Raw genomic sequence first — 25,991 nt, 5'->3', positions numbered from 1 at the left:
TCATGGCGCGCTCAATCGAGGAAGTAGCGCTTCAATCCCGCCAGGATCATCTCCACCGCGATCGCGGTGAGCACCAGGCCCATCAGCTTCTCGAGCGCCGCGACCACCGAGTCGCCGAGCAGGCGGCGGATGCGTTCGCAGGCCAGCAGCACGAAGCCCGAGAAGGCCATCGCCACCGTCAGCGCCGCCACCCAGGTCATCACGCGCTCGGGCTGGCGCGAAGCGAGCAGCAGCACGGTGGCCATCGCCGAGGGGCCGGCCAGCAGCGGCACGGCGAGCGGGAAGATCAGCGGCTCCTTGCCCTCCGCCGCGCCGTAGACGCCGCCCTCGGCGCCGAAGATCATGCGGATCGCCACCATCAGCAGGATCACGCCGCCGGCCACTTCGAGCGAGCGCTCCGACAGGCGCATCACGCGCAGAAAGGTCTCGCCAGCGAACATGAAGCCCAGCAGCACCGCGAAGGCGATCGCCACCTCGCGCAGCGCCACGCGCCGGCGCCGCTCGCGCGGCACGCCGTTCATGATCGGGATGAAGATCGGCAGGCTGCCCAGCGGGTCGAGCACCAGCAGCAGCAGGATCAGCGCGGACAGGAAGCTGTGGTCCATCGCCGCTCAGCTTCCGCCGACCGGGCCCGCCGCCGCCGGGTCGGGGCCGACATGGCGCATCACGCGCTGCGGGAACGGGATCTCGATGCCCTCGCGCTCGAACAGGTCCAGCACCGCGAGGTTGACTTCGGAGCGCACGCCGCCCTGGCCGTTCTCGGGGTCGGCGATCCAGAAACCGATGTTCAGGTTCATGCCGTCGGCGGCGAACTCGGCGAGCAGGCACGAGGGCGACGGCTGCTCCAGCACGCGCCGCACGCCCTTCACCACCTCGACCACCTTGGCCTGCAAGGCGCGCACGTCGGTGCCGTAGGCCACCTGCACGGTGGTGTTCAGCGAGATCTTCAGGTCGGCCAGCGACAGGTTCTCGACGCGCTGCGTGATCAGCATCTCGTTGGGCACGATGGCCTCGCGGCCCGACAGCGCGCGGATCACGGTGTAGCGCGTGCGGATGTCGGAGACGCGGCCCTCGAAGCTGTCGATGCGCACCATGTCGCCGATGCGCAGCGAGCGCTCGGCCAGGATCACGAAGCCGCTGACGTAGTTGGCCGCGATCTTCTGCAGGCCGAAGCCCAGGCCGACGCCGAGCGCCCCGCCCAGCACCGACAGCGCCGTCAGGTCGATGCCCACCGCCGACAGCGCCAGCAGCAGCCCGATGAACAGCAGCAGCGAGCGCACCAGGTTGGCGGCGATCTTGCGCAGCGAAAGGTTGTCGCCGGTGCCGCGCAGCAGTTGCTTCTCGATCGCCGCCGAGATCCACAGCGCCACCACCATCACCAGGCCGGCGGTCAGCGTGCCCTCGACCGCGCTGAGCAGCGTGATCTGCGCGCCGCCGACCTTCCAGCGGATCTCGTCCATCGCCTCCATCAGCAGCGGCAGCACGCCGGTGATCCACAAGGCCACCGCCAGCCAGGCGACCCACGACACGGTGCGCTCGATGATGCGCACCACGGGCGCGTTCGGGAAGGTGACGCTCAGCACGCGCACCGCCAGGCGGATCACCACCAGCGACAGCAGGATCGGGATGGCGACGCGGAACACCGCGATGGGCAGCGCGCCCGCCAGCAGCAGCCGCGCGCAGTAGGCCAGCGCCAGCGCGAGCACCGGGAACAGCACGCCGTCGATGACGTGGTCGCCGAGCCAGATCGAATCGACCGCGGCGACGCGCCCGCGCACCAGCCGCGCCAGCGCCCAGGCCAGCACCAGGCAGCCGGCCAGCACGCCGAGTTCGGCCAGCGCGGTGGGCCGCGTCAGGTGCGAGAGCAGGTCGGAGAGTTCGGTGGTATCGAGCGTGCGGGTCATGGCGCTATCGTACGGCCATGCCTCAAGCCCTGCGCCACACGCTGCTGTCGATGCGCGACCTGCTCGCCACCGCGGGACCGTTCATCCTGCTCGCGCTCGTGCTGCTGCTGCTGGCCTACAAGCTGCTCGACCCGAACCCGCCCAAGAAGGTGGTGCTGGCCACCGGCGCCGAGCAGGGCGCGTATGCCGAGTTCGGCAAGCGCTACGCGGCGCTGCTGGCGCGGCACGGCATCCGCGTCGAGCTGCGCGGCACCGCCGGCGCGGCCGAGAACCTGCAACTGCTGCGCGACGAGGACTCCGGCGTCGACCTCGCCTTCGTGCAGGGCGGCGCCGACGTCCAGCACGCCAGCAGCGCCGACGCCGATGCGGCCAACGCCGGGCTGGTCTCGCTCGGCAGCCTGTTCTACGAGCCGGTGTGGCTGTTCTATCGCGAGGCCTCGGCGCGGCGCGCGATCGGCAAGCCGGCGCTGGAATCGCTGGCCGACATGGCGCGGCCGGGCGACTGGACGCTCAACGTCGGCGCGCCCGGTAGCGGCGTGCCCAACCTGGTCGGGCGGCTGCTCGAAGCCAACCGCATCGAGCCCGGCGCGCTGAAGCTCTTCGAGCGCCCCTCGACGCCGGCCGTCGTCGCGCTGCTCGACGGCGAACTCGACGCGCTGGTGTTCGCCTCGGCGCCCGAATCGCCGCTGGTGCAGATGCTGTTGCAGACGCCGGGCATCCGGCTGTTCGACTTCCCGCAGGCCGAGGCCTACTCGCGCCGCTTTCCCTTCCTCAGCGCGGTGACGCTGCCGCGCGGCGTGGTCGACCTGGCGCGCGACCTGCCGCCGGCCAACATCCGCATGATCGCGCCCACCGCCACGCTGGTGGCCAAGGAGTCGCTGCATCCGGCGCTGGTGCAGTTGTTCGTGCAGGCGGCGCGGCAGATCCACGGTGGGCCGGGCTGGTTCCAGCGCAAGGGCGCGTTCCCGTCGATAGAGAACACCGAACGCACGCTGGCGCCCGAGGCCGAGCGCTTCTACCGCAGCGGGCCGCCCTTCCTGCAGCGCTACCTGCCGTTCTGGCTGGCCAACCTGATCGACCGCATGTGGGTGGTGCTGGTGTCCATCATCGCCATCCTGATCCCGCTGTCGCGCGTCGTGCCGCCGCTGTACGCCCTGCGCGTGCGCTCGCGCATCTTCCGCTGGTACGGGCAGTTGCGCCGGCTGGAGGAAGCCGCGCCCGAGCGGCCGTCCGGTGAACTGCTGGCCGAGCTGGACAAGCTGGAAGAGCGCGCCGGCCGCATCAGCGTGCCGCTGTCGTATGCCGACGAGCTGTACGCGCTGCGCGCCAACATCCACATGGTGCGCCGCCGCCTGCAGGGCAAGGCCTCCCAAACCTAGAATCGGCCGATGGACACCCGCACCTCGCCGCACCGCGAACGCATCGCGACCACCCAGCGCGCGCTGGCCCGGCACGGCCTGGCGGCGCTGCTCGTGCCTTCGGCCGACCCGCACCTGTCGGAGTACCTGCCCGAGCACTGGCAGGGGCGGCAGTGGCTGTCGGGCTTCAGCGGCTCGATGGGCACGCTGGTGGTCACGCGCGACAAGGCCGCGCTGTTCGCCGACAGCCGCTACTGGGTGCAGGCCGAGGCCGAACTCGCCGGCAGCGGCATCGCGCTGGTGAAGATCCCCACCGCCACCGCGAGCCACCACATCGAGTGGCTGGCGCGCGAGCTGAAAGCCGGCGACGGCGTGGCGGTCGACGGCGCGGTGCTCGGCCTGGCCGCGGCGCAGCAACTGCGCGCCGCGCTCGACCGGGCCGGCGCGACGCTGCGCACCGACCTCGACCTGCTCGCCGATGTCTGGCCCGAGCGCCCCGCCCTGCCCGCCGCGCCGGTGTACGAACACCGCGCCCCCGAGGCGCCGCTGCCGCGCGCCGCCAAGCTCGCGCAGGTGCGCGAGGCGATGGCGCGCCACGGCGCCACGCACCACCTGGTCAGCACGGTGGACGACGTCGCCTGGGCGCTCAACCTGCGCGGCGCGGACGTCGAATACAACCCGGTGTTCCTGGCCCACCTGCTGATCGCGCCGTCGGGCGCGACGCTGTTCGTCGGCGCGGGCAAGGTCGACGCGGCGCTGAAGGCGGCGCTGGCCGCCGACGGCATCGCGCTCGCGCCCTATGCCGACGCGGCCACCGCGCTGGCCGCGCTGCCGACCGGCGCCACGCTGCTGGTCGACCCGAAGCGCGTGACGCTGGGGCTGCGCGAGCGCGTGAAGGGGCCGGTCATCGAGGCGATCAACCCGAGCACGCTGCTGAAAAGCCGCAAGAGCGACGCCGAAGCCGCCTTCATCCGCGAGGCGATGCGCCAGGACGGCGCCGCGATGTGCGAGTTCTACGCCTGGTTCGAGGCCGCGCTCGGCAAGGAGCGCATCACCGAGCTGACCATCGACGAGCGGCTCGGCGCCGCGCGCGCCCGGCGGCCGGGCTTCGCGGGCCTGAGCTTTTCCACCATCGCCGGCTTCAACGCCAACGGCGCGATGCCGCACTACCGGGCGACGCCGCAGTCGCACGCCGTCATCGAGGGCGACGGCCTGCTGCTGATCGACTCCGGCGGCCAGTACCTCGGCGGCACCACCGACATCACGCGCGTCTGGCCGATCGGCAGCGTCGGCGCGGCGCACAAGCGCGACTACACGCTGGTGCTCAAGGGCACGATGGCGCTGTCGCGCACCGTCTTCCCGCGCGGCACGCTCTCACCCATGCTGGACGCCATCGCCCGCGCGCCGCTGTGGGAGCAGCGCCTCGAATACGGCCACGGCACCGGCCACGGCGTGGGCTACTTCCTGAACGTGCACGAAGGCCCGCAGAGCATCTCCAAGGCCGCGCCCGACGCCCACATGGCGATGGAGCCGGGCATGGTCACCAGCATCGAGCCGGGCCTGTACCGGCCCGGGCAGTGGGGCATCCGCATCGAGAACCTGGTGCTCAACGTGCCGGCCGGCGCCAGCGAGTTCGGCGAGTTCCTCGCCTTCGAGACGCTCACGTTGTGCCCGATAGACACGCGCCTGGTCGAGCGCTCGCTGCTGCGCGCCGACGAGATCGACTGGCTCAACGCCTACCACGCGACGGTGCGCGAGCGCATCGAGCCGCTGGTGACGGGCGCGGCGCTCGACTGGCTGCGCGAGCGCACCGCGCCGATCTGAGCGACCCAGGCGCGGTTCATCCCCGCTTTTGCGCAGCCCGTCGCAAAGCGCTCGCGGCGCGGCGGCGCGGCTCCTAGAGTGCCTTCCAACGCGACACGTCGTCGCCACACTCCAAGGAGCCGAACATGATCGACCGCCTCTTCTGCGCCGCGCTGACCTTCTGCCTGCTGGCTGGCGGCACCGCCGCGATCGGAAGCATGCTGTTCGAGGATGCGCCCGCCGCCGCGCCGGCGGCCAGCGTGCCGGTGGCGCACAACGATGCCGGGGAGGCGGCTGTGCGGCGGGTGCAGTGAGTTTCCGCGTGGTGCATGGTGCGGGCGTGGCGTGGAGCGGCGCGGCAGGCGCGGCCCCGTGGGGGCTCATGCGGTGGCGGTCGGTGCTGCGCACCGACTTCGCTGCGATGCTCGACACCAGGGTCGCGTCGCGGAACTCGCTGCGCGGGCCTTGCCCGCTGCGCTCAAACACCCGCGACGAGCATGAGGACGAAGCGCGCGAGTACGCGCGCCGACCCCGGCGCCTGCGCTTCTCGCCGCCCCCAAATCGCCCCCACGGGGCCGCGCCTGCCGCGCTGAACCAGGGGTGGCATGCGAACAGGTGGCATGCCACCGCTGGTTCAGCAAAGGGCCGTCCGGGGCGCTCGCGGCGCGGGCGCCCCGGACGGCCCTTTGTCGCTCCAGCCCATCAGATGAAGCATCTAGCTCCGCAACATCCCCGCCCCCAGCGCCTGCTCCAACTGCGCCAGGCTCTCCTGGAGGTGCGCCCGCGCATCCACGTTCCAACGCCGGCCCGCCAGCGCGCGGCGGATGTCGTCGCGCAGCGCGACGGCGTTGGCGCGCAGCAGGCTTTGTGCATCGGCCGGCAGCGGCGTGTTGACGCGCACCAGCAATGACTGCACGCGCTTGAGGTGCTCGCGCTGCAGCGTGCGGCGCAGGCGGTCGATCTCGCCGCCCTGCTTCAGCTCGCTCCACACCGCGCCTTGCAGCGTGGCGTAGACCTCGTGCAGCGAGATCAGCCCGCGGCGATCCTTCTCGGGCACGAACAGCGGCAGGTCGAGCAGGCGCGACGCCGTGCCCGGGCTCATCAGCCGGTCGAGCGCGACACCCTGCAACTGCTGCACCGCGGCCGGAATGCTGACCAGCCCGGCGCGATCCCACTCGCGGTAGTCGGGCGCGAGGCTGGCCAGGAACTCCGGCCTGAAGCGGAAGCTGTCGGCCGAGAACAGGCTGGTGGTGAGGAACTGCAGCGCCTCGCGCTGCTTGGCCGGCTCCACCGGCACGAAGGCCGGCGTCTTCTCGCCCGGCACCGTGCGCGCGGTGTACATGCCGCCGACGTACTTGCCCACCAGCGCCGGCGAGTCGCGCAGCGCGGTGAAGCCCGAGACCAGCACGCGGCGCTGGCGGTTCGGGTCTTCGCCCGGCTGCGGCGTGCGCGCCTGCTCGCGCTGCCACAGCTCGCGCGAGAGCTGCAGGCGCTTGCGGTAGTAGGCCAGCGGGTCGTCGCCGAGGTCGAAGCGGTTCACCAGCGGGTCGATGCCGTCGTTGGCCGCGCTGCCGCCGGTGTCGGGGTCGTTGGCGAAGGCCAGCAGCGGGTCGCCGGCGCTGCGGCCGGCGATGCGCGCCAGCTCGGCCTTCTCGTCGGCCGGCCCGATCGGCTTGTAGGCGTACTCGATGGCCCAGTAGTCGTAGGGCCCGAGCGTGGTGTTGTTCAGGCTGCCCTGGCGCTCGCCGGCGACGGCGAGGTTGTAGGCGTTGTAGTCCATCACCGAGCCGGAGATGCCGTGCTTCTCGGTGAAGTCCTTGTCCTGCAACTGCGCGCGGGTGTAGACGGTCGAGGCCTTGAAGTTGTGCGTCAGGCCCAGTGTGTGGCCGACCTCGTGCATGATGGTGTCGCGCACCACCGACTTGGCGAAGGCCTCGGCCTCGGGGCCGTCGGTGGCGATCTCGCCGCGCGCGGCCAGCAGGTCGAGCGCGAAGCCGAATTCGGCGGCCACCCGGTCGGCGTAGTCGCAGGCGCGCCCGTCGTGATGGTGGTGCGGGTGCGGCGCCTCGGCCAGCGCGCCGCCCACGGTCTCGACGCGGAAGCGCCGCGCGCCGCGGCCGAACACGTCGCTCATCGCGATGTCGGCGTCGATGATCTCGCCGCTGCGCGGGTCGGTCTGGCTCGGGCCGCGAGCGAAGCCCACGTCCGAGCCGACGAACCAGCGGATCGAGGCGTGGCGCGCGTCCAGCGTGTCGAAGTCGTCGTCGTCGCCCTGCTGCCGGGCCACGACCGCGTTCTTGAAACCGATGCGCTCGAAGGCCTTGTTCCACTCCAGGATGCCTTCGGTGACGGCCTGGCGGTACAGCGGCGGGATGTTCTTGTCGAGCCAGAAGACGATGGGCTGCCGGGGCTCCGACAGCGCCGCGGCCGGGTCGGCCTTCTCCAGCCGCCAGCGGTTGACGAGGAAGCGCTTCGGGTTGGGCTGCAAGTCGGTGGTGAGGTCGGTCACCGTGTCGGTGAAGTGGCCGACGCGCGGATCGGCCTCGCGCGGCGCCATCGGCGTCTCGGGCAGCCGGGTGAAGCTGTAGACCATGCCGACGAACATGCTGCGCGCGTCGGGCAGCACCTTGGGCGGCGTCGGCACCGGCGTGTTCGGCGGCGGCGGCGCGAGCGGCGGCAGCGGCAGCCGCGCGGTCGCGAAGTGCATGCGCAGGTTCAGCGTCGTCATGTCGTCGACGACACGCGCCTTCTCGATCGACGAATTGGCGCGGTCCAGTCCGTAGCTCATGCGGAATGCGCGCTCGATGGCCATCGAGTAGTTGGGCAGGTCGGCGATCAGGAAGCCGGCGTCGACCAGCACCGACTTGCGCTCGGGGTGCGGCGCGCTGGCCACCGCGCCGGCGGCCAGCAGGCTGGCCGAGAAGGCCTGCGCCACCGTGGTCTTCATCGCCGGCGAGGTGGCGGTGTACTCGCTGTTCAGCGCAACGAGCTGGATCTGGTTGTTGACGCGCCGGAACGCCGCCAGCCACGAGGGCCCCATCTGGCTGCCGTACAGGCCGCGCTCCCCGATCGACTCCGACACGTTGGCCGACAGCAGGAAAGGCTGGCCGAGCCGCTCGGCCGGGATCTCCAGCCAGACCTTCTCGTCCTTGCGCCAGACCGGGAAGAAACCCGGCTGCTGCTTGGCATCCTTGATCACCTCGGCGAAGGGTTTCGGCGCGGCGGCGTCGGGGCGCGGCGGGGTGGCGGCGAGCGCGGAGGCCGCGCCGGCCGGCGCCGAAGCCGCGCTGGCGGCCGGTGCCGCGGCCTGGGCGGCAGGCGTGGCCGCCGCCGTGGTGGCCGGCCCGGGCGCGGCGCAGCCGGCCAGCGCCGAGGCCAGAGAGGTCAGTGCGGCAAGACGGAGCGGTAGGTTCATGAGCGTGGACCCGGGCGCGAGCCGGGCGCGAAGCCGTGCGTCGCGCGATTCTGACGCAGCCCGCGCGGTTCAGCGGTGCCGCCCACGGTCACGATCCCGATCGGCCCAGCCCGCCAGCGACACCAGCAGCAGCAACGCCGCCAGCACGCCGAACAGCCGCAGGCCCCAGCCGAGCGCACGCGCCGCCTCGCTCCACGGCGGCTCGGCGCTGGCTGCCGGCTGCCAGCGGCTCGCTTCGTGCAGGTCGATGCCGGGCAGCAGCAGGTCGAGCGCGTAGGCGAACGGGCTGAACGGCAGCTCCGGCCCCGGCAGCGCGGCCAGCGCGCCGTGCTGCTGCGCCACGGCGAAGAACGCGCCGGCGCCCAGCCAGGCCAGCAAAGCCCAGGCCGCGAGGCGCTGCGGCCGCCAGCCGTAGCCGGCCAGCGCGCCGAAGCCGGCGTGCGCCGCGCGCGCCAGCCAGCGCAGCGCGGCGGGCAGCGATTCGCCGATGCGCCCGATGCGGCGCAGGCGCTGCTCGCGCCGGCAGGCCAGCGTGCCGGCGCTGGCGGAGCGGCCCATGCCGCGCAGCACGCGCATCGCGCGCCGCCACGGCTGCATGCGGAAGTCGGCGTCCAGGTGCGCGGCCGGCTGGCACTCCAGCCACGCGAGGCGGAAGCCCGAATCGAGCGGCGCGCCCTCGCCGAAGCGCGAGTACGTGAAGCCGTCTAGCACCAGCCGCTCGCCCCAGGTGCTGGCGTCGTCGACCAGCGCCCCGGCGCGCGCGCCGGCCAGCGACGCGCCCTGCAAGGGCACTTGCAGGCGCGCCAGGCGCAGCGCGCCGCCGATGCGCGCGCGGTCGAGCACCAGCGAGATGCCCTCGCCCCAGGAGGCTTCGCCGATGCGGTCGAAGGCCGCGCCGCCGCAGTCCAGGTCGCCGCCGATGCGCGCGCGGCGGGCGCTGACGCCGCCGGCCGCCGCGAAGCCCTGGTCGAGCCGCAGGTCGCCGCCGATCTCGATGCGGTCGAGCAGTAGCGCGCTGCCGCGCAGGCCTTCGGCGTCGAGCGGGCCGTGCACGCGCGCGCCGCTGGCGACGAAGTCGCCGCGCACGCGCGCGCCGGCGAAGCGCACCTGGCCGGAAGCATCGAAGCCTTCGCCCAGGCGCAGGTCGCCGCCGACCTCGATGCCGTCGGCCATCAGGCTGCGGCGCGCGGACACCGGGGCCTCGTGGCCGCCCAGCGACAGGCGCGCGCCGTTGAAGTCGCCCTCGATGCGCGCCTGGGCCAGCCGCAGCTCGCCGGCGATGCTGCAGCCGGCGTTCAGGGCCAGGTCCTGCGCGATGCGGCAGCGCTCGGCCAGCAGGCCGGGCAGCTCGCAGTCGGGCAAGGCCAGCGCGCCGCGCAGCCGCGCGCCGTCGAACAGCGGCGTGGTGTCGAACACGCAGCGGAAGAACCACAGGCTGGCCGGCACCTCGCAGTCGCCGAGGTCGAGGCGGCCCTCGATCCAGGCGCCCAGCACCTGTACGCGGCGGCCGTGGCGCCGCGTGGCAGCGCCCAGCGCCAGCGCGGCGACGAAGGCGGCGCGCAGCGTCACGTCGGGCAGCGCCTCGCGCGGCCGGCGCAGCCCGATGCGCGCGATGTCGCCGTGCCGGCAGGCGCGCAGCAACACGCGCTCGGCGGGCCGCAGCGGCTCGAAGCGCGCCAGGGGATGGTCGGCCGGCGGCACCGGCTGCGCCGGCCCAATTCCGGCGCGCGGGGTCTGGATCTGCGGCATGTTCCGTGTCCGGCGCAGCGTCGTGCGTTGCGCGGATTCTGGAACGGCCGCCTCGCGCGGTGGGGCCGTCGGCCACCCACGATCACGGGGCGCACGGCCGCCGGCGCGGCCCGGCCCCCCGAGGTGGGGGCCCGCGCGTCAGATCACTTCAGCGCCTTGAAGCGCAGCCGGTGCGGCCGGGCGCCCTCTTCGCCGAGGCGGCGCTTCTTGTCGGCCTCGTATTCCTGGTAGTTGCCGTTGAAGAAGACCCATTGCGAGTCGCCCTCGGCGGCCAGGATGTGCGTGCAGATGCGGTCGAGGAACCAGCGGTCGTGCGAGATCACCAGCGCCGAGCCGGCGAACTCGAGCAGCGCCTCTTCCAGCGCGCGCAGCGTCTCGACGTCGAGGTCGTTCGAGGGTTCGTCGAGCAGCAGCACGTTGCCGCCGCGCGCCAGCGTCTTGGCCAGGTGCAGCCGGCCGCGCTCGCCGCCGGAGAGCTGGCCGACCAGCTTCTGCTGGTCGTTGCCCTTGAAGTTGAAGCGCCCGAGATAGGCGCGCGAGGGCATCACGAACTGGCCGACGACGATGTTGTCCAGGCCGCCGGAGACGTCTTCCCACACCGTCTTGTCGGCCGCCAGGCTCTCGCGGCTCTGGTCGACGAAGGCCAGCCTGGCGGTCTGGCCGATGTGCACCTCGCCCGAATCGGGCGTCTCGACGCCCTGGATCATGCGGAACAGCGTCGACTTGCCGGCGCCGTTCGGGCCGATGATGCCGACGATCGCGCCGGCCGGGATCTTGAAGCTGAGCTTGTCGATCAGCAGCCGCTCGCCGAAGCTCTTGCTGACCTCCTTGAACTCGATCACGTCGTTGCCGAGCCGCTCGGCCACCGGGATGAAGATCTCGTTGGTCTCGTTGCGGCGCTGGTAGTCGACGTCGCTCAGCTCCTCGAAGCGCGCCAGGCGCGCCTTCGACTTCGCCTGCCGGCCCTTGGCGTTGGAGCGAACCCACTTGAGCTCCTCCTTCATCGCCTTGATGCGCGCGTCCTCCTTCTTCTGCTCGACCTCCAGGCGCTTCTCCTTCTGGTCGAGCCAGTCGGAGTAGTTGCCCTTGTAGGGAATGCCCATGCCGCGGTCGAGTTCGAGGATCCACTCGGCGGCGTTGTCGAGGAAGTAGCGGTCGTGGGTGATCGCCACCACCGTGCCGGGGAAGCGTTGCAGGAAGTGTTCCAGCCACTCCACCGATTCGGCGTCGAGGTGGTTGGTGGGCTCGTCGAGCAGCAGCATGTCGGGCTTGGCCAGCAGCAGCCGGCACAGCGCCACGCGGCGCTTCTCGCCGCCGGAGAGCACGCCGATCTTGGCGTCCCAGGGCGGCAGGCGCAGCGCGTCGGCGGCGATCTCGAGCTGGTGCTCGGTGTTCTCGCTGCCGGCCGCGGCGATCACCGCCTCCAGCTCGGCCTGCTCGGCGGCGAGCTTGTCGAAGTCGGCGTCCGGCTCGGCGTATTCGGCGTACACCTGTTCGAGCCGCGCCTTGGCGGCCATCACGCCGCCCAGGCCGGACTCGACCGCCTCGCGCACGTTCTGCTCGGGGTCGAGCTGCGGCTCCTGCGGCAGGTAGCCGATCGACAGGCCGGGCATGGGCACGGCCTCGCCCTCGATGTCCTTGTCGATGCCGGCCATGATCTTCAGCAGCGTCGACTTGCCCGAGCCGTTCAGGCCGAGCACGCCGATCTTCGCGCCGGGGAAGAAGGACAGGCTGATGCCCTTCAGGATCTGCCGCTTCGGCGGCACGATCTTGCCGACGCGGTTCATGGTGTAGACGTACTGGGCCATTGGGGGGATCTCGCAGCTCTCGGGGTGTCGGGGCAAAGGCGGGATTATCCCCGCCGCGCGGCGATGGCATGATCCGCGCATGAACACCCGCATCACCACCCTCGACGCCCCGCCCTCGCTGGTGAACGTCGTGCACCTCGTCTACGCGCTGCACGCGCTCGGCCTGGCGATCGGCGCCTTCGGCGCGGCCAGCGTGCTGGGCTCCTTCCTGTTCGGCTGGCCGTCGATCATCGCGGTCATCCTGAACTACGTGAAACGCGGCGAGGCGCGCGGCACCTGGCTCGAATCGCACTTCGACTGGCAGATCCGCACCTTCTGGTGGGCGCTGCTGTGGGCGCTGCTGGTGGCCGGCGTGTCGATCCTGCTGGCGGTGGTGCTGGTCGGCTTCGCCACCTGGGCGGTCGGCATGTTCGCGCTCGGCGTCTGGGCGATCTACCGCATCGCGCGCGGCTGGCTGCGCCTGAAGGACCGCCAGGGCATGCCCGCGGCACAAGCCGGTTAGAATCCGCCCGCGCCGCGAGACCAGTCGCCGCGGCGCTCGTCGACTCTCGACATCTCGTCTTCCGCACCCCGCGCCTTCCGACTGGTGCCGCCCTCGCGGGCGCAGCAGGTCGCGACAACGGCTCGCTTCGAGCCTCTTCCGAATGAAATTCACCGAACTCGGCCTGGCCGAGCCGCTGCTGCGCGCCGTGCGCGAACAGGGCTACGAAACCCCGACCCCGATCCAGGCGCAGGCGATCCCCGCCGTGCTGGCCGGCGGCGACCTGATGGCCGGCGCGCAGACCGGCACCGGCAAGACCGCCGGCTTCACGCTGCCGATGCTGCACCGCCTGCTCGCCAGGCCCGCCGCCAAGGACGCGCGCGGCCGCGTGCCGATTCGCGCGCTGATCCTCACGCCGACGCGCGAACTCGCCGCGCAGGTCGAAGAAAGCGTGCGCGCCTACGGCAAGTACACCGGCCTGACCAGCATGGTGATGTTCGGCGGCGTCGGCATGCAGCCGCAGATCGACCGGCTGCGGCGCGGCGTCGACATCCTCGTCGCCACGCCCGGCCGGCTGCTCGACCACCACGGCCAGAAGACGCTCGACCTGTCGCACGTCGAGATCTTCGTGCTCGACGAAGCCGACCGCATGCTCGACATGGGCTTCATCCACGACATCAAGAAGGTGCTGGCGATCGTGCCGGCGAAGAAGCAGAGCCTGCTGTTCAGCGCCACCTTCAGCGACGAGATCAAGGCGCTGGCCGACCGGCTGCTGAACAGCCCGGCGCTGATCGAGGTGGCGCGCCGCAACCAGACCGCCGACACCATCGCGCAGAAGGTGCACCCGGTGGGCCGCGAGCTGAAGAAAGACCTGCTGACGCACCTGATCAAGAGCAACGACTGGCACCAGGTGCTGGTGTTCACGCGCATGAAACACGGCGCCAACCGCCTCGCCGAGCACCTGAACAAGCAGGGCATCACGGCGATGGCGATCCACGGCAACAAGAGCCAGGGCGCGCGCACCAAGGCGCTGGCCGATTTCAAGAGCGGCGAGCTGACCTGCCTGGTGGCCACCGACATCGCCGCGCGCGGCATCGACATCGACCAGTTGCCGCACGTCGTCAACTTCGAGCTGCCCAACGTGCCGGAGGACTACGTGCACCGCATCGGCCGCACCGGCCGCGCCGGCGCCCAGGGCGAGGCGGTGTCGCTGGTGTGCGTGGACGAGAACATCTTCCTGCGCGACATCGAGCGGCTGATCAAGCGCGAGATCCCCAAGGAGATCGTGCCTGGCTTCGCGCCGCCGGCGGGCGAGAAGCCCGAGCCCATCGTGCTGGGCCGCATGGTGATCGGCGAAGGCGCCGGGCGCGGCGGCAGCCACCGGCATCACGCGCCGGGCGGCGGCGGTGGCCGCGGCGGGCGCGGCGGCGGCGGCGGCGGCGGCGGTAGTGGCAGTGGCGGTGGCGGCGGCAACCCGCGCCCGCGCCAGCCGCAGGCGGCGGCCCCGCGCACCGCGCACGGCGGCCACGTGCCGGCACAAGGCGCGGGCCGCGCGCCGGCGCGTCCCGAGGGCCAGCGCCCGGCCCACAACAAGCCGCAGCCTCGTCTGACACAGCCCAAGCCGCGCTGAGGGTAGATTCCGGGGCATGCCGAATCCGCCTCGCACCGTGCTGCTCGCCGGCGCCACCGGCCTGGTGGGCCGCGCGCTGCTGGCGCAGTTACTGGAGCACCCCGGCATCGCCCACGTGCACGTGCTGCTGCGCCGCGCGGCGCCCTCGATCGCGGCGCACCCCAAGCTGGAGCTGCACGTGGTCGACTTCGCGCACCTGCGCCGCCTGCCGCGCGTCGACGACGTCTACATCGCGCTGGGCACCACCCTCAAGGCGGCCGGCTCCGAGAGCGCCTTCCGCCAGGTCGACCACGGCCACGTGATCGCCGTCGCGCGCGCCGCGCGCGAGGCCGGGGCGCGCAGGCTGGCGGTCGTCTCCGCGCTCGGCGCCGACGCCGGCTCGCGCGTCTTCTACAACCGCGTCAAGGGCGAGATGGAGGCCGACGCGGCGGCGCTCGGCTACGACGAGGTGTGTTTCGCGCAGCCCTCGCTGCTGCTCGGCGACCGCGCCGCGCTGGGCCAGCCGCAGCGCCCCGCCGAGGCCTGGGCCGGCCGGCTGCTGGGCCCGGTGGCGCGGCTGCTGCCGCGCGGCGTGCGGCCGATCCGGGCCGACGACGTGGCCGCCGCGCTGATCGCCGCCACGCTGGCCGGCAAGCCGGGCGTGCACCGCCTCGCCTCGGCGCGCATGCACGGAGCGCTGCGCCGTTGAGCGATTCGCTGCTGCGCCAGCGCGCCTTCATGCGCTTCTGGTATGCGCGCCTGGCCGGCACGGCGGCGAACCAGATGCTGATGGTCGCCGTCGGCTGGCAGATGTACGACCTGACCGCCAGCGCCTGGGACCTGGGCCTGGTCGGGCTGGTGCAGTTCCTGCCCTCGCTGGCGCTGGTGCTGGTGGCCGGCCACGCGCTCGACCGCTACCACCGCGCGCGCATCCTGGCCGCCTGCATGGCGGCGCAGGCGCTGGTCGCGCTGGTGCTGATGGCCGGCGCCGCGCACGGCTTCGCGAGCCGCGCGCTGCTGCTGGCGCTGTCGCTGGCGATCGGCTGCGCCAAGGCCTTCCAGTTGCCGGCGCAGCAGTCGATCACGCCGCTGCTGGTCAGCGCGCCGCTGCTGCCGCGCGCGCTGGCCTTCGCGTCGGCGGGCATGCAGGCGGCCATCATCGCCGGGCCGGCGATCGGCGGTTTCGTCTACGTGGCCGGCGCCACCGCGGTCTACGCGAGCTGCGCCGCGCTGTTCGCGCTGGCCGCCGCGCTGGTGCTGGCGCTGCGCTACGAACACGCGCCCGCGCCGGCGCAGCGCGCCACGCTGCAGACGCTGCTGGCCGGCGTGCAGTTCGTGTTCCAGCGCCGCGTGGTGCTGGGCGCGATCTCGCTGGACCTGTTCGCGGTGCTGCTCGGCGGCGCCACCGCGCTGCTGCCGATGTTCGCCAAGGACATCCTGCACACCGGCCCGTGGGGGCTGGGCCTGCTGCGCGCCGCGCCGGCGGTGGGCGCGCTGACGATGGCGCTGGCGCTGTCGCGCTGGCCGATCCGCCGCCGCGCCGGCACGGTGCTGCTGGCCTCCGTGGCCGTCTACGGCGCGGCCACGGCGGGCTTCGCGCTGTCGCAATGGCTGGCGCTGTCGATCGCCACGCTGGCGGTCTCGGGCGCGGCCGACATGATCAGCGTGGTGATCCGCCAGTCGCTGGTGCAACTGGAGACGCCCGAGGCGATGCGCGGGCGCGTCAGCGCGGTCAACGCGGTGTTCATCGGCGCGTCGAACCAGCTCGGCGAGTTCGAGTCGGGCGCCACCGCCGCGCTGCTCGGGCCGGTGGGCTCGGTGCTGCTGGGCGGCATCGGCTCGATCGCCATCGCCGTGCTGTGGGCGAGGTGGTTCCCGGCGCTGGCGCGGCGCAACCGGCTCGTCGAAGACGGCCCGCCGCCATGATCCTGCACGCCGACGAGACGCTGGTCGTGGCCGACAAGCCCGCCGGCCTGCCCAGCGTGCCCGGCCGCCCGGCGGAACTGCACGACTGCCTGTGGCTGCGCGTGCGCGCGCAATTCGCCGACGCGCTGGTGGTGCACCGGCTCGACATGGCGACCTCGGGCCTGGTGCTGTTCGCGCGCGGCATCGAGGCGCAGCGGCGCCTGAGCCGCGCCTTCGCGCAGCGCGAGGTCGAGAAGACTTATGCGGCGATCGTCGCCGGCACCGTCGCCGCCGACAGCGGCGAGATCGACCTGCCGCTGGCCGCCGACTGGCCGAACCGGCCGCGCCAGATCGTCGATGCCGAGCGCGGCAAACCCTCGCTGACGCGCTGGCGCGTGCTCGAACGCGCGGCAGAGCGCACCCATCTCGAACTCAGCCCGCTGACCGGCCGCTCGCACCAGTTGCGCGTGCACCTCGCGGCGGTCGGCCACCCCATCCTCGGCGATGCGCTGTACGCGCCGCCGGCCATCGCGCAGGCGGCCGGCCGGCTGCTGCTGCACGCCAGCGCGCTGCGCCTGGCGCATCCGGCGGACGGGCGCAGCCTGCACGTCGTGTCGCCGGCGCCGTTCGGGTGAGCGCCGGTCGTCCCGATCGGCGCCGGGCGCGTTGTGCAGGGATGAGCCCAGGAGTTGCCATGACGTTTCGATTCACCGCCGTTTCGCTCGCGCTGCTGTTCGCGGCCTCCGCGCAGGCCCAGCCGATCTACCGCTGCGAAACCGGCCAGGGCAAGGTCGAGTTCTCCGACGCGCCCTGCGCGCGCGGCGCCGCCGGCGCCGCGGTGACGGTTCGCCCCAATACGCTGGACGCGGCCGAAAGCCGCGAAGCGACGCTGCGGGCCGAGAACGAGCGGCTGCGCGAGCAACTGGCCGCGCCAGCGCCCGCGCCCGCCGCCGGACGCTCGCCGGCCGAGGTGCGGGCCGACTTGGCCGACAGCGCGGCCTGCAAGCGGGCCCGGCGAGAGCACGAGGTCTCGGCCTCGTCGGTCAAGCCCAACAAGGCCCAGCTCGAGGCGTTGGCCTCGTCGATGCGCGCCGCCTGCGGGATGCGCGAGCCGGACCGTATCGTCAACAAGACGACGGTGGTCAACGTCGACGCACCCGCGCGCCCCGTGGCGCCGGCTCGAAGGCCGGCCGGACAGTAGCCCGCGGCGTCAGCCGCGCCGGCCCTCGCGCTTGCGCGCGTACATGTCGTGGTCGGCGGCGCGGATCAGGTCGGCGGCGCTGTGGCCGTCGCGCGGGTACACCGCCAGGCCCACCGAGCCGAGCCGGCCCGACACCTGCTCGGGCAGGCCGGCGGTCTCGGCCAGCGCGCGCTCGACGCCGTCGCGCACGCGCTCGGCGGCCTCGGCGTCGGCCACGTTGTCGAGCAGCACCACGAACTCGTCGCCGGCGTAGCGCGCCACCAGGTCGGTCTCGCGCGTGGCGCGGCGCAGCCGCAGGCCCACTTCCACCAGCACCTGGTCGCCGACCTCGTGGCCGAAGCGGTCGTTGACCTGCTTGAAGTGGTCGAGGTCGATGAACAGCACGGCGAACGGCCGCTCGTCGCCGGCGCGGCGGTGGTGCGCGATGCGCTCGGTGATGCCGCCGACCACCACCTCGCGGTTCACCAGCCCGGTGAGCTGGTCGACGCGCAGGCGCTGCTGCATCCACTTGAAGCTCGCCGCCAGCGCGCCGATCTCGTCGCTGCGGCGCACCTCCAGCGGCACGTCGAGCTGGCCCTCGCCGATGCGGCGCGCCGCGTCGGCCACGCGCTTGAGGTCGCGGCCGATCCAGCCCAGGATGGTCAGGCCGATCATGATCGCCAGCGCCGCGGCCGCCAGGCCGATCAGCGCCGTGCCGGCCACGTTGCGCGTCACGTCGCCCATGAAGTCGGCGCGCGGCACCGCCACCACGGTGATCCAGTCGAGCCCGGCGTCGTCGCGCAGGCGGCTGTAGGCCAGGTGCACGGGCTCGCCGTGCGGGCCTTCGATGCGCAGCGTGCGCGGCAGCACGCCGTTGTCGGCATCGGCGCGCAGCGCCGCGCTGACCGCCGCGTAGGCCGCCTCCTGCAAGGGGTGGCCGCTGGCCGCGGCGCTGATGCGCTCGTTGCGGTCGTCGGCGCGCATGTTGGCGCTGCGCGACGAGGCGATCAGCATGCCGTCGGGCTCGACGATGAAGGCCACCGCGTTCTCGCTGAGCGTGAGGCCGCGCACGAAGTCGTTGAGGCGGCGCAGCGAGATGTCGGTGGCCACCACGCCCTGCAGGCCGCCGGCCGCGTCGAGCACGCGCCGCGCGCGCGTGGCCACCAGGTCGGCGTTGCGGAAGTCGATGTAGATCGCCGTCCAGGTCGAGTGCGGGCTGCTCTCGCCGGCCTTGTACCAGGGCCGCTCGCGCGGCTCGAAGATGCGCTCCTCGCGCTTGGCCTCGCCGAGCGCGCCGTGGATGCCGGTGAAGCGCATGATGCGGCGCGCCTCGCCGGCGTCCAGGCGCAGGCGCAGTTCGGCCTCGCTCAGCGAGTCGCGCCACAGGCCGAAGAACTGCCCCTGGCGCGAGCCGTAGTAGACGTAGTTGTTCGGGTCGATGTGCAGCGTGGTGGCGATCCAGAAGCGCATGCGCAGCGCGTCCAGCTCGGTCTCGATGCGCTCCGGCGCGGCCATGCCGTTCGGGAACGCGGCCTCCAGCACGGCCGCCGAGCCGACCACGTGGCGGTCCACCGCCTGGCCGATGCGGCCGACGGTCTCGAGCAGCAGGTGCTCGGCCACGGTGTCCACCGCATGGCTGCCGGCGCTGTACGACAGCGCGCCGATCAGCACGGCGATGCCCAGCACCAGTGCCACGTAGGGCAAGGTGAGCCACTGCCGCAGGGTGAGGCGCTTGAGAAGGTTCATGCGGCGCGCAGTATCGGGCAAGCGGCGCAAGCGCTCCGCGCGCGGGCGTGACGGCGGCGACGCGCGCGTGGCAGCGCCGCAACGCCGCCGCGCAGCGCTCGGCGAAAGCGCCGCCTCAGAGAATCGCGCCGCCGACGCGCTCGCCGCGCTCGTAGACCACGTGCGCGCGGCCCACCAGCAGCGGGTCGAGCGCGCGGATCTGCTCGAGGTCCTTCTTCGCGTAGGGCAGCTTGTGCAGCACGTAGCGCATCGCGTTCAGCCGCGCGCGCTTCTTGCAATCGCTCTTGATCACCGTCCACGGCGCGTCGGCGGTGTCGGTCTCGAAGAACATCGCCTCCTTGGCCTTGGTGTAGTCGTCCCACTTGTCGAGCGAGGCCATGTCGATCGGGCTGAGCTTCCACTGCTTGAGCGGGTGCGCCTCGCGCTCCTTGAAGCGGCGGCGCTGCTCCTTGCGGCTGACCGAGAACCAGAACTTGATCAGGTGGATGCCGCTGCGCACCAGGTGGCGCTCGAAGTCGGGGCACTGGCGCATGAACTCGGCGTACTCCTCCGGCGTGCAGAAGCCCATCACGCGCTCGACACCCGCGCGGTTGTACCAACTGCGGTCCAGCAGCACGATCTCGCCGGCGGTCGGCAGGTGGGAGACGTAGCGCTGGAAGTACCACTGGCCGCGCTCGGTCTCGGTGGGCTTCTCCAGCGCGACGACACGCGCGCCGCGCGGGTTCAGGTGCTCCATGAAGCGCTTGATCGCGCCGCCCTTGCCGGCGGCGTCGCGCCCCTCGAACAGGATCACGACGCGCTGGCCGGTCTCCTTCACCCAGGCCTGCAGCTTGAGCAGTTCCACTTGCAGCAGGTACTTCTGCCGCTCGTAGTTCTTGCGCGACATCAGGTTCTTGTACGGGTAGCCGCCGCTGCGCCAGTCGGGCGCCAGTTCCTCGTCGGGGCGCACCAGGCGGCGGCGCTGCTTCGCGTCGCTGCCTTCGAACAGTTCGCGGCGCAGCGCGTCGGCGTCGTCGGGCGAGGCGCCTTCGAAGATCGCGCGCAACTGCCGCGCCGCGACGCCCGGGTCTTCGGCGCGCGCCAGGATGTCGTCCAGCGCGGCGAGCTTGGCGCCCTGCGCGGCCTGCACCGACTCCTCGACGACGATGCGGTCGAGGCCGTCGCCATCGGCGGCGATCACGTCGCCGTCGGCGGCGCGGCGCACGCCGCGGCGGGGCTTTGCGGGGGCCGCGCCGCTGCGGCCGGAAGCCTGCCTGGTGGTGTTGATGCGAGCCATGCACTTCGTCCTGCAAATGAATCAACCGGTCACTTTGGAACCGCCGCCGGCGAGCACCGTTGACTTGACTCAAGGCAGCCGCACCTCGCCCTGCCTACGCTTCCCGGCAAATCCGTACCGAAGGCCCGCCATGTCCCGACTCGAATGGTCCGACGCGCTGTCGCTGGACCTGCCTCCCATGGACGACACGCACCGCGAGTTCGTCGACCTGCTCGCCGTGGCCGACGCCGCGGCGGACGACGCGATCATCCCCGCCTGGCGCACGCTGATCGCGCACACGCAGGTGCACTTCGACCAGGAAGACCGCTGGATGCGCGAGACCCGCTTCGCGGCCGGCAACTGCCACACGGTGCAGCACAAGGTGGTGCTCGACGTGATGCGCGAAGGGCTGCGCCGCGCCGAGAACGGCGACATCGCCGTGCTGCGGCTGATGGCCGGCGAGCTGGCGCAGTGGTTCCCGCAGCATGCGCAGAGCATGGACGCGGCGCTGGCGCTGCACATGCGCCGCTGCGGCCTGGACCCGCTGACCGGCGAGGTGCTCAACCCCGAGGCGCTGCCGGACGCCGAGATCAGTAGCTGCGGCTCGGCGGCCTGCACGCCCGAGACACGCGACGAGGCCACCGCCGGCTGATCAGCCGGGCTCGCGCTTCGCCTTCGCGCGCGCCGCGCCGGCGCGGCCGCGCGCCTTCCACGCCGCCACCTGGCGCTGGCGCTCCAGCGCGCTCATCGTGTCGCGGCGCGCCTCGCGCAGCAGCTTGTGGTAGTTGCGCAGGCGGTCGTCGTCCAGCGCGGCGCGCACCGCGCAGCCCGGCTCCCCGCGGTGCGTGCAGTCGCGGAAGCGGCAGTGCGGCGCGAGCGCGGCGACGTCGCCGAAGGTGGCCGCCACCTGCGCCTCGTCGGCGTCGGGCCGCAGCGCGCGCAGCCCGGGCGTGTCGATCACGCAGGCGCCGCCGGGCAGCGCGAACAGCGTGCGCGCCGTGGTCGTGTGCTGGCCGCGGCCGTCGCCGGCGCGCAGCGCGCCGGTGTGCTGCGCGGCCCGCCCGAGCAGCGTGTTGGTCAGCGTCGACTTGCCCGCGCCCGACGAGCCGAGCAGCGCCAGCGTCCGCCCCGGCAGCGCGTGCGGCGCGAGGCACTGCGCCGCCTCGGCGTCGCGCGCATCGAGCGCGAGCATCTCGGCGCCCGCCGGCAGCCGCTCGCGCAGCGTCTGCATGCGCGCGTAGAGCGCGCGCGCGTCGGGCAGGGTGTCGGCCTTGGTCAGCACGATCAGCGGCGCGACGCCGCTGCCCTGCACCAGCGCGAGGAAGCGCTCCATGCGGCGCGGGTTGAAGTCGGCGTCCAGGCCCATCACGAGCAGCGCGGTGTCGACGTTGGCCACCACCGGGTGGCGGCGTCCGTCGGCGTCGCGGCGCACGAGGCGCGTGACGGGCGGCACGCGCGCGTGCACCCACAGCGCGCCGTGCGCGTCGGGCGCGGCGAGCACCCAGTCGCCGACGGCCAGCGCGTCTTCGTCGTCGGCCAGCGTGCGCGCCAGGCGCGGCAGCACCCGCGCGCCGCATTCCAGCGCGCCGTCGTGCAGTTGCAGCGTCTCGCGGTGCAGCGCGCTCAGCCGCATCGGGGCGAGCGGCGCGGCGTCGGCCAGTTGCGCCGCGCAGGCCATCGCCTGGTTCGCCAGCGCGGGGGTCAGGCCCATCGCGCGCAGGCGCTCGAAATCGATTTGCATCATGGTGATGAGGTGTTTCCGGATCGGTTGCCGGCGCGCACGGGCACGCCGGCCGGCCGCCGCGAACGGCGGGGAGCAGGAGCGAACGGAAAGCGGCCGCGGCGCGCGCGGCTCAGGTCACGATGCGGGAGTGCCGGAAGGCGGGAAACGCGAGACCCGAAAGCGCGTCAGGCGACGGCCGCGAGCAGGGCAATGTCCATCGTGTTCATCGGGCACCTCCTCGGCTTCGGGTTGCGGGAGCGGCCGCGCGATGCGGCCGCGGGGATCGGCAAAACGGCGCGCAGTGTCGCGCACACGCGCCGCGCCGTCAATCGTGTCGAAGCGCGCTCAGCGCGAGGGCGTCGGATCCTGGAAGCCATGCGCGCGGTAGGTCAGCACCAGCGTGTCGCGGTGCCCGCCCGGCGCGGCCGGCTGGATCGGCGTGGTCTCGTGGATCACGCGCTCGTCGTCGAGCAGCAGCGTGGTCCAGGGCCGCGTCAGCGTGAAGCGCCGGCCCTGCGGCCCGTTGGCGTCGAAGACGCGGCTCTCGCCGCCCTTCACGCCTTCGCGCGCCGCGAGGATCACCGCGACGAAGTCGACGCCGTCGCGGTGCGCGCCTTCCGGCGTGGGCCGGCCGATGCCGCCCTCGGTGTCGATGCGGAACTGGTGCGCCTCGACGTACCACGGCTGCGCGCCCTTGCGCGCCGAGCAGACGCCGCCCAGCGCGACGAGCAGCCGCGTGAAGGCCGCATCGCCGGCGAGCGCGGCTTCGAGCGGCTCGAACCAGCGCTCGATGCCGCCGTGCAGCGCGTTGTACGACACCGGCTGCCAGTGCGCGCGGTGCGCCTCCGCGCTGGCCGCGTCGCCGCGCACCACGAAGCTGCCGTGGCGGCGGCGCCGGTAGCGGCCGCCGTCGCGCAAATGGGCGTCGGGCGGCAGGCGGTTCCACGACGGCAGCCAGGCGTCGAACGATGCAGGCGCGAGGCCGGTCAGCCGCGCCAGTCCTTCCGGGGCGAGCGCGGCGTGGCCGTCGCGGCGCAGCGCGTCGTCGAGCGCATCGGGTTCGGTGAAGTCGGGGGCGAGCAGCGCGGTCATGGCGCCGATGATGCCTGCTTCGTGCCAGCGCCGGCCTTGGACACCCCACACGCGGCCGGGTTCCGCGCCCGACGCCTGGGCGCACGCCTTTCACCCGCCTTTACGCGAGCCCACACAACTTCATCACGCGCTCGCATGCGCTTCACGATGGCCGCGCATCGTCGAAATCCGCCGTGCGCCCCGATGCGCGCGGCCTTCACTCACACAAGGAGTTCCTCCATGAAGAAGTTCGCCAACGCCCTCGTGTCCGTGGCCCTGCTCGGCGCCGCCGCGGCGCATGCCGAAGGCCTGTCGGTCGGCGGCAGCCTGTCGTCCTCGCACTGGAAGGGCGACGACATCGGCGGCCTGTCCACCGACAAATCGTCCACCGGCGGCAAGCTCTACGGCGGCTGGTCGTTCACGCCCAACTTCGGCATCGAGGCCGGCTACGCGCGCCTGGGCAAGTTCGACAGCGCCGCCGGCCGGCTGAAGGCCGACGGCTACTTCGCCGACGCGGTGGGCACGCTGCCGCTGGGCAACGGCTTCTCGGCGCTGGGCCGCGTCGGCGTGTTCAACGGCAAGCTCAGGAGCAGCCTGGACGGCAGCGACCGCGGCACCAGCTACAAGGTCGGCGCCGGGCTGCAGTACGACTTCGACCCGCGCCTGGGCGTGCGCGGCGAGTGGGAGCGCTACCGCTTCGACGCGCTGGGCGACAAGTCGAACGCCGACATGTACTCGGTGGGCCTGAACTACAAGTTCTGACCGCGGATCATCGCGGCCGCCGGCTCGCCGGCGGCCGCGTTTCCGTTTCAGCCGCCCTCAACCATTGAAACAAAGCCCGCCGTCGGATTGATACGCGCGTTTTTCAAACTTCCTGTCCAGCGAGAAGCACGGTTGCAGCTCGCAGCCCTCCGCGACGCGGAACGAACAGGAGCTTTGGAAAATGAAGAACGATCGTCTGTGGATCCTCTGCGGGTCCGCGCTGATGGCCACCACCCTCGTCACCGGCTGCGGCGGGGGCGGAAGCGCAGGCGCCGAGTCCGGCGCCGACGGCGACACCGGCACCAGCACGCCGCCGGACAGCAGCGGTGGCAGCGGCGCGGGCGGCTTCACGGTCTCCGCCGGCTATCGCCACACGATGGCCATCAAGAACGACGGCAGCGTCTGGACCTGGGGCCGCAACGGCGACGGCCAGCTCGGTGACGGCACGCACATCGACCGCCACGCGCCGATCCAGGTGCCGGGTCTGGCGGGCGTCAAGCAGGTGGCCGCGGGCGAGTACCACTCGCTCGCACTGAAGTCCGACGGCACGGTCTGGACCTGGGGCTACAACGACAGCGGCCAGCTCGGCGACGGCAGCGTCAACAGCCGCGCCACGCCGCAGGCCGTGCCGGGCCTGACCGGCGTGAAGGCCATCCACGCCAAGGGCTACCACAGCTTCGCGCTGAAGACCGACGGCACGGTGTGGTCGTGGGGCCGCAACTACAACGGCCAGCTCGGCGACGGCACCGACACCTACCGCTACTCGCCGGTGCAGGTCACGACGCTGTCCGACGTGAAGGTGCTGGGCGGCGGCATGTACCACATGCTCGCGCTGAAGAACGACGGCACCGTGATGGCCTGGGGCGACAACAGCTTCGGCCAGCTCGGCGTCGGCAGCACCGACGAGAAGCACCTGCCCACGGCCGTGAGCGGCCTGGCCAACGTCAGCTCGATCGCGGGCGGCTGGTTCCACAGCGTGGTCTCGCTGGCCGACGGCACGGTGCGCGGCTTCGGCGCCAATGACTACGGCCAGCTCGGCGACGGCACCCTCGTCCACCGCTACTCGCCGGTGCAGACCAACGGCCTGGCCGGCGTCAAGCGCATCGAGGCCGGCGGTGACCACACCTACGCACTGCTGGACGACGGCAGCGTGCGCAGCTGGGGCGACAACATCGACGGCCAGCTCGGCAACGGCGGCATGACGCAGCAGTCGTCGCCGGTGGCGGTGAGCGGGCTGGGCCAGGTCAGCGAGGTCGTCGCCGGCTTCGTGCACGGCCTGGCCCTGCGCAGCGACGGCAGCCTGATGGCCTGGGGCGCGAACGAGAACGGCCGCCTCGGCGACGGCACGCAGACCCGCCGCCTGACGCCGGTCCAGGTGTTCACCGGCGCGCTGATGCCCTGAGCATCCACGCGCAGCGCCCCGCCGTCACTTCGGCCGCGGGGCGCTGCGCCGGCCTTTCTTCCCTCGATCCCTTGGCTCCTTCCGGAGAGCGGACATGTCCCTCGACACCTGGCTGATCTACTGCGGCGTCATCGCCTTCGTCATCGCCACGCCCGGCCCCGCCGCGCTGACCTGCGTGAACCACGGCGTGCAGCACGGCGCCCGCCGCACGCTGGCCACGGTGCTCGGCGGCACCGTCTCCTCCTTCGTGCTGATGAGCGTGTCGGCCTTCGGTCTGTGGGAGGTGCTGACCGCCAGCGAGCGCGCCTTCGACCTGCTGCGCCTGCTCGGCGTGGCCTACCTGATCTGGCTGGGCGTGCACACCTGGCGCGGCCGCCACGCCGCCGTGCCTGCGCCCGTCGCGGCGCGCCGGCCGGTCGTCGTGCCGACGCGCCATTCGCCGCTGCCGCTGTTCCGCACCGGCTTCCTGGTGGGCATCAGCAACCCGAAGGACCTGCTGTTCTTCGGCGCGCTGTTCCCGCAGTTTCTCGACCCATCACAGCCGCGCGCAGCGCAGACAGCCGTGCTGTTCATCACCTGGATGGTGGTCGACGGCACCGTGATGAGCACCTACGCGGCGGTCGGCCAGCGGCTGATGGTGCCGCTGTCGCACCCGGTGCGCGCGCGGCACTTCCAGCGCCTGAGCGGCGCGGCGCTGATGCTGGCCGGCGGCCTGCTCGCCACCCAGGCGCGGCTCTGACGCGCGCGCCGCGCCGCGGCTGAAACCAATGAAACACAAGCGCCGGGCGCCGCCCCGGCGCCTGCCGCCGGGCCTCTGCTA

At 72.7% G+C, this 25,991-nt stretch carries 22 protein-coding genes; 13 read left to right on the top strand and 9 right to left on the bottom strand.

The annotated features are described in order from the left end of the window. Positions 1-11: 11 nt before the first annotated feature. Complete coding sequence (locus QM792_RS09555) at positions 12-605, bottom strand: MarC family protein (RefSeq protein WP_415149498.1); 594 nt, start codon at positions 603-605, stop codon at positions 12-14. Positions 606-611: 6 nt separating this feature from the next. Beyond that, a complete protein-coding gene (locus QM792_RS09550; protein ID WP_415149496.1) occupies positions 612-1,904 on the bottom strand; it encodes a mechanosensitive ion channel family protein in 1,293 nt (430 codons plus the stop codon). A 17-nt stretch (positions 1,905-1,921) separates the two neighbouring features. Between QM792_RS09550 and QM792_RS09545 the strand changes: the two genes are divergently transcribed. The 3 genes from QM792_RS09545 to QM792_RS09535 all read left to right on the top strand — a co-directional run bounded on the left by QM792_RS09545 (position 1,922) and on the right by QM792_RS09535 (position 5,379). After that, positions 1,922-3,283, top strand: a complete 1,362-nt coding sequence (locus tag QM792_RS09545) for a TAXI family TRAP transporter solute-binding subunit (protein ID WP_415149495.1) — start codon at positions 1,922-1,924, stop codon at positions 3,281-3,283. 9 nt (positions 3,284-3,292) lie between these two features. Next, positions 3,293-5,086 carry a M24 family metallopeptidase gene (locus QM792_RS09540; protein ID WP_415149493.1) on the top strand — a complete coding sequence of 598 codons (1,794 nt, stop codon included), beginning with the start codon at positions 3,293-3,295 and terminating at the stop codon, positions 5,084-5,086. Positions 5,087-5,211: 125 nt separating this feature from the next. Then, on the top strand, positions 5,212-5,379 hold the full coding sequence (locus QM792_RS09535) for a hypothetical protein (protein ID WP_415149491.1): 168 nt from the start codon (positions 5,212-5,214) through the stop codon (positions 5,377-5,379). A gap of 401 nt (positions 5,380-5,780) precedes the next feature. Here the strand turns inward: QM792_RS09535 and QM792_RS09530 are convergent, their stop codons facing one another. From QM792_RS09530 to ettA, 3 genes are all read right to left on the bottom strand, one after another. Further along, positions 5,781-8,480: a zinc-dependent metalloprotease gene (locus tag QM792_RS09530; protein ID WP_415149490.1), complete on the bottom strand. Its 2,700-nt coding sequence runs from the start codon at positions 8,478-8,480 to the stop codon at positions 5,781-5,783. A gap of 69 nt (positions 8,481-8,549) precedes the next feature. Continuing rightward, a complete protein-coding gene (locus QM792_RS09525; protein WP_415149488.1) occupies positions 8,550-10,229 on the bottom strand; it encodes a hypothetical protein in 1,680 nt (559 codons plus the stop codon). 143 nt (positions 10,230-10,372) lie between these two features. Continuing rightward, a complete protein-coding gene (gene ettA, locus QM792_RS09520; RefSeq protein WP_415149487.1) occupies positions 10,373-12,037 on the bottom strand; it encodes an energy-dependent translational throttle protein EttA in 1,665 nt (554 codons plus the stop codon). Positions 12,038-12,116: 79 nt separating this feature from the next. Here ettA and QM792_RS09515 point away from each other — a divergent pair, with 79 nt between their 5' ends. From QM792_RS09515 to QM792_RS09490, 6 genes are all read left to right on the top strand, one after another. Beyond that, entirely contained in the window at positions 12,117-12,539 is a 423-nt protein-coding gene (locus QM792_RS09515) for a DUF4870 family protein (RefSeq protein ID WP_415149485.1), read from the top strand. A gap of 142 nt (positions 12,540-12,681) precedes the next feature. Next, a complete protein-coding gene (locus QM792_RS09510; protein ID WP_415149484.1) occupies positions 12,682-14,148 on the top strand; it encodes a DEAD/DEAH box helicase in 1,467 nt (488 codons plus the stop codon). Between the two features lie 16 nt (positions 14,149-14,164). Beyond that, positions 14,165-14,836 carry an NAD(P)H-binding protein gene (locus tag QM792_RS09505; protein ID WP_415149483.1) on the top strand — a complete coding sequence of 224 codons (672 nt, stop codon included), beginning with the start codon at positions 14,165-14,167 and terminating at the stop codon, positions 14,834-14,836. Further along, positions 14,833-16,053 carry an MFS transporter gene (locus QM792_RS09500; protein WP_415149481.1) on the top strand — a complete coding sequence of 407 codons (1,221 nt, stop codon included), beginning with the start codon at positions 14,833-14,835 and terminating at the stop codon, positions 16,051-16,053. The genes QM792_RS09505 and QM792_RS09500 overlap by 4 nt, the downstream gene beginning before the upstream one ends. Continuing rightward, positions 16,050-16,667: an RluA family pseudouridine synthase gene (locus QM792_RS09495; protein ID WP_415149480.1), complete on the top strand. Its 618-nt coding sequence runs from the start codon at positions 16,050-16,052 to the stop codon at positions 16,665-16,667. The genes QM792_RS09500 and QM792_RS09495 overlap by 4 nt, the downstream gene beginning before the upstream one ends. A gap of 59 nt (positions 16,668-16,726) precedes the next feature. Next, positions 16,727-17,233 carry a DUF4124 domain-containing protein gene (locus tag QM792_RS09490; RefSeq protein ID WP_415149478.1) on the top strand — a complete coding sequence of 169 codons (507 nt, stop codon included), beginning with the start codon at positions 16,727-16,729 and terminating at the stop codon, positions 17,231-17,233. Between the two features lie 9 nt (positions 17,234-17,242). On the opposite strand, the gene QM792_RS09485 is transcribed toward QM792_RS09490, so the two are convergent. Further along, entirely contained in the window at positions 17,243-18,958 is a 1,716-nt protein-coding gene (locus QM792_RS09485) for a diguanylate cyclase domain-containing protein (protein ID WP_415149477.1), read from the bottom strand. Positions 18,959-19,073: 115 nt separating this feature from the next. Then, positions 19,074-20,234: a polyphosphate kinase 2 gene (gene ppk2 / locus QM792_RS09480; RefSeq protein WP_415149476.1), complete on the bottom strand. Its 1,161-nt coding sequence runs from the start codon at positions 20,232-20,234 to the stop codon at positions 19,074-19,076. Between the two features lie 130 nt (positions 20,235-20,364). On the opposite strand from ppk2, the gene QM792_RS09475 reads away from it, so the two are divergent. Continuing rightward, the gene (locus tag QM792_RS09475; RefSeq protein ID WP_415149475.1) at positions 20,365-20,865 is read left to right on the top strand and encodes a hemerythrin domain-containing protein; all 501 of its coding nucleotides are present in this window, start codon (positions 20,365-20,367) and stop codon (positions 20,863-20,865) included. Here the strand turns inward: QM792_RS09475 and rsgA are convergent, their stop codons facing one another. Together rsgA and QM792_RS09465 are read right to left on the bottom strand one after the other, a co-directional pair. Beyond that, entirely contained in the window at positions 20,866-21,957 is a 1,092-nt protein-coding gene (gene rsgA, locus QM792_RS09470) for a ribosome small subunit-dependent GTPase A (protein WP_415149474.1), read from the bottom strand. A gap of 324 nt (positions 21,958-22,281) precedes the next feature. Beyond that, a complete protein-coding gene (locus tag QM792_RS09465) occupies positions 22,282-23,028 on the bottom strand; it encodes a 2OG-Fe dioxygenase family protein (RefSeq protein WP_415149472.1) in 747 nt (248 codons plus the stop codon). Positions 23,029-23,247: 219 nt separating this feature from the next. Here QM792_RS09465 and QM792_RS09460 point away from each other — a divergent pair, with 219 nt between their 5' ends. From QM792_RS09460 to QM792_RS09450, 3 genes are all read left to right on the top strand, one after another. Continuing rightward, positions 23,248-23,769: an outer membrane beta-barrel protein gene (locus tag QM792_RS09460; RefSeq protein WP_415149471.1), complete on the top strand. Its 522-nt coding sequence runs from the start codon at positions 23,248-23,250 to the stop codon at positions 23,767-23,769. Between the two features lie 181 nt (positions 23,770-23,950). Next, positions 23,951-25,171, top strand: a complete 1,221-nt coding sequence (locus QM792_RS09455) for an RCC1 domain-containing protein (protein WP_415149469.1) — start codon at positions 23,951-23,953, stop codon at positions 25,169-25,171. Positions 25,172-25,265: 94 nt separating this feature from the next. After that, positions 25,266-25,910: a LysE family translocator gene (locus QM792_RS09450; RefSeq protein WP_415149468.1), complete on the top strand. Its 645-nt coding sequence runs from the start codon at positions 25,266-25,268 to the stop codon at positions 25,908-25,910. The last annotated feature ends 81 nt before the right edge of the window (positions 25,911-25,991 follow it).

The organism is Piscinibacter sp. (assembly GCF_047600445.1).
Classification (GTDB): Bacteria; Pseudomonadota; Gammaproteobacteria; order Burkholderiales; family Burkholderiaceae_C; genus Piscinibacter.
The sequence above is the reverse complement of the archived record's forward strand: the minus strand, read 5'-3'. Positions and strand labels throughout refer to the sequence as shown.

Coding starts and splice junctions, on each gene's coding strand:
- QM792_RS09555 (WP_415149498.1), bottom strand. CDS start 605: ATGGACCACAGCTTCCTGTCCGCGCTGATCCTGCTGCTGCTGGTGCTC.
- QM792_RS09550 (WP_415149496.1), bottom strand. CDS start 1,904: ATGACCCGCACGCTCGATACCACCGAACTCTCCGACCTGCTCTCGCAC.
- QM792_RS09545 (WP_415149495.1), top strand. CDS start 1,922: ATGCCTCAAGCCCTGCGCCACACGCTGCTGTCGATGCGCGACCTGCTC.
- QM792_RS09540 (WP_415149493.1), top strand. CDS start 3,293: ATGGACACCCGCACCTCGCCGCACCGCGAACGCATCGCGACCACCCAG.
- QM792_RS09535 (WP_415149491.1), top strand. CDS start 5,212: ATGATCGACCGCCTCTTCTGCGCCGCGCTGACCTTCTGCCTGCTGGCT.
- QM792_RS09530 (WP_415149490.1), bottom strand. CDS start 8,480: ATGAACCTACCGCTCCGTCTTGCCGCACTGACCTCTCTGGCCTCGGCG.
- QM792_RS09525 (WP_415149488.1), bottom strand. CDS start 10,229: ATGCCGCAGATCCAGACCCCGCGCGCCGGAATTGGGCCGGCGCAGCCG.
- ettA (WP_415149487.1), bottom strand. CDS start 12,037: ATGGCCCAGTACGTCTACACCATGAACCGCGTCGGCAAGATCGTGCCG.
- QM792_RS09515 (WP_415149485.1), top strand. CDS start 12,117: ATGAACACCCGCATCACCACCCTCGACGCCCCGCCCTCGCTGGTGAAC.
- QM792_RS09510 (WP_415149484.1), top strand. CDS start 12,682: ATGAAATTCACCGAACTCGGCCTGGCCGAGCCGCTGCTGCGCGCCGTG.
- QM792_RS09505 (WP_415149483.1), top strand. CDS start 14,165: ATGCCGAATCCGCCTCGCACCGTGCTGCTCGCCGGCGCCACCGGCCTG.
- QM792_RS09495 (WP_415149480.1), top strand. CDS start 16,050: ATGATCCTGCACGCCGACGAGACGCTGGTCGTGGCCGACAAGCCCGCC.
- QM792_RS09490 (WP_415149478.1), top strand. CDS start 16,727: ATGACGTTTCGATTCACCGCCGTTTCGCTCGCGCTGCTGTTCGCGGCC.
- QM792_RS09485 (WP_415149477.1), bottom strand. CDS start 18,958: ATGAACCTTCTCAAGCGCCTCACCCTGCGGCAGTGGCTCACCTTGCCC.
- ppk2 (WP_415149476.1), bottom strand. CDS start 20,234: ATGGCTCGCATCAACACCACCAGGCAGGCTTCCGGCCGCAGCGGCGCG.
- QM792_RS09475 (WP_415149475.1), top strand. CDS start 20,365: ATGTCCCGACTCGAATGGTCCGACGCGCTGTCGCTGGACCTGCCTCCC.
- rsgA (WP_415149474.1), bottom strand. CDS start 21,957: ATGATGCAAATCGATTTCGAGCGCCTGCGCGCGATGGGCCTGACCCCC.
- QM792_RS09465 (WP_415149472.1), bottom strand. CDS start 23,028: ATGACCGCGCTGCTCGCCCCCGACTTCACCGAACCCGATGCGCTCGAC.
- QM792_RS09460 (WP_415149471.1), top strand. CDS start 23,248: ATGAAGAAGTTCGCCAACGCCCTCGTGTCCGTGGCCCTGCTCGGCGCC.
- QM792_RS09455 (WP_415149469.1), top strand. CDS start 23,951: ATGAAGAACGATCGTCTGTGGATCCTCTGCGGGTCCGCGCTGATGGCC.
- QM792_RS09450 (WP_415149468.1), top strand. CDS start 25,266: ATGTCCCTCGACACCTGGCTGATCTACTGCGGCGTCATCGCCTTCGTC.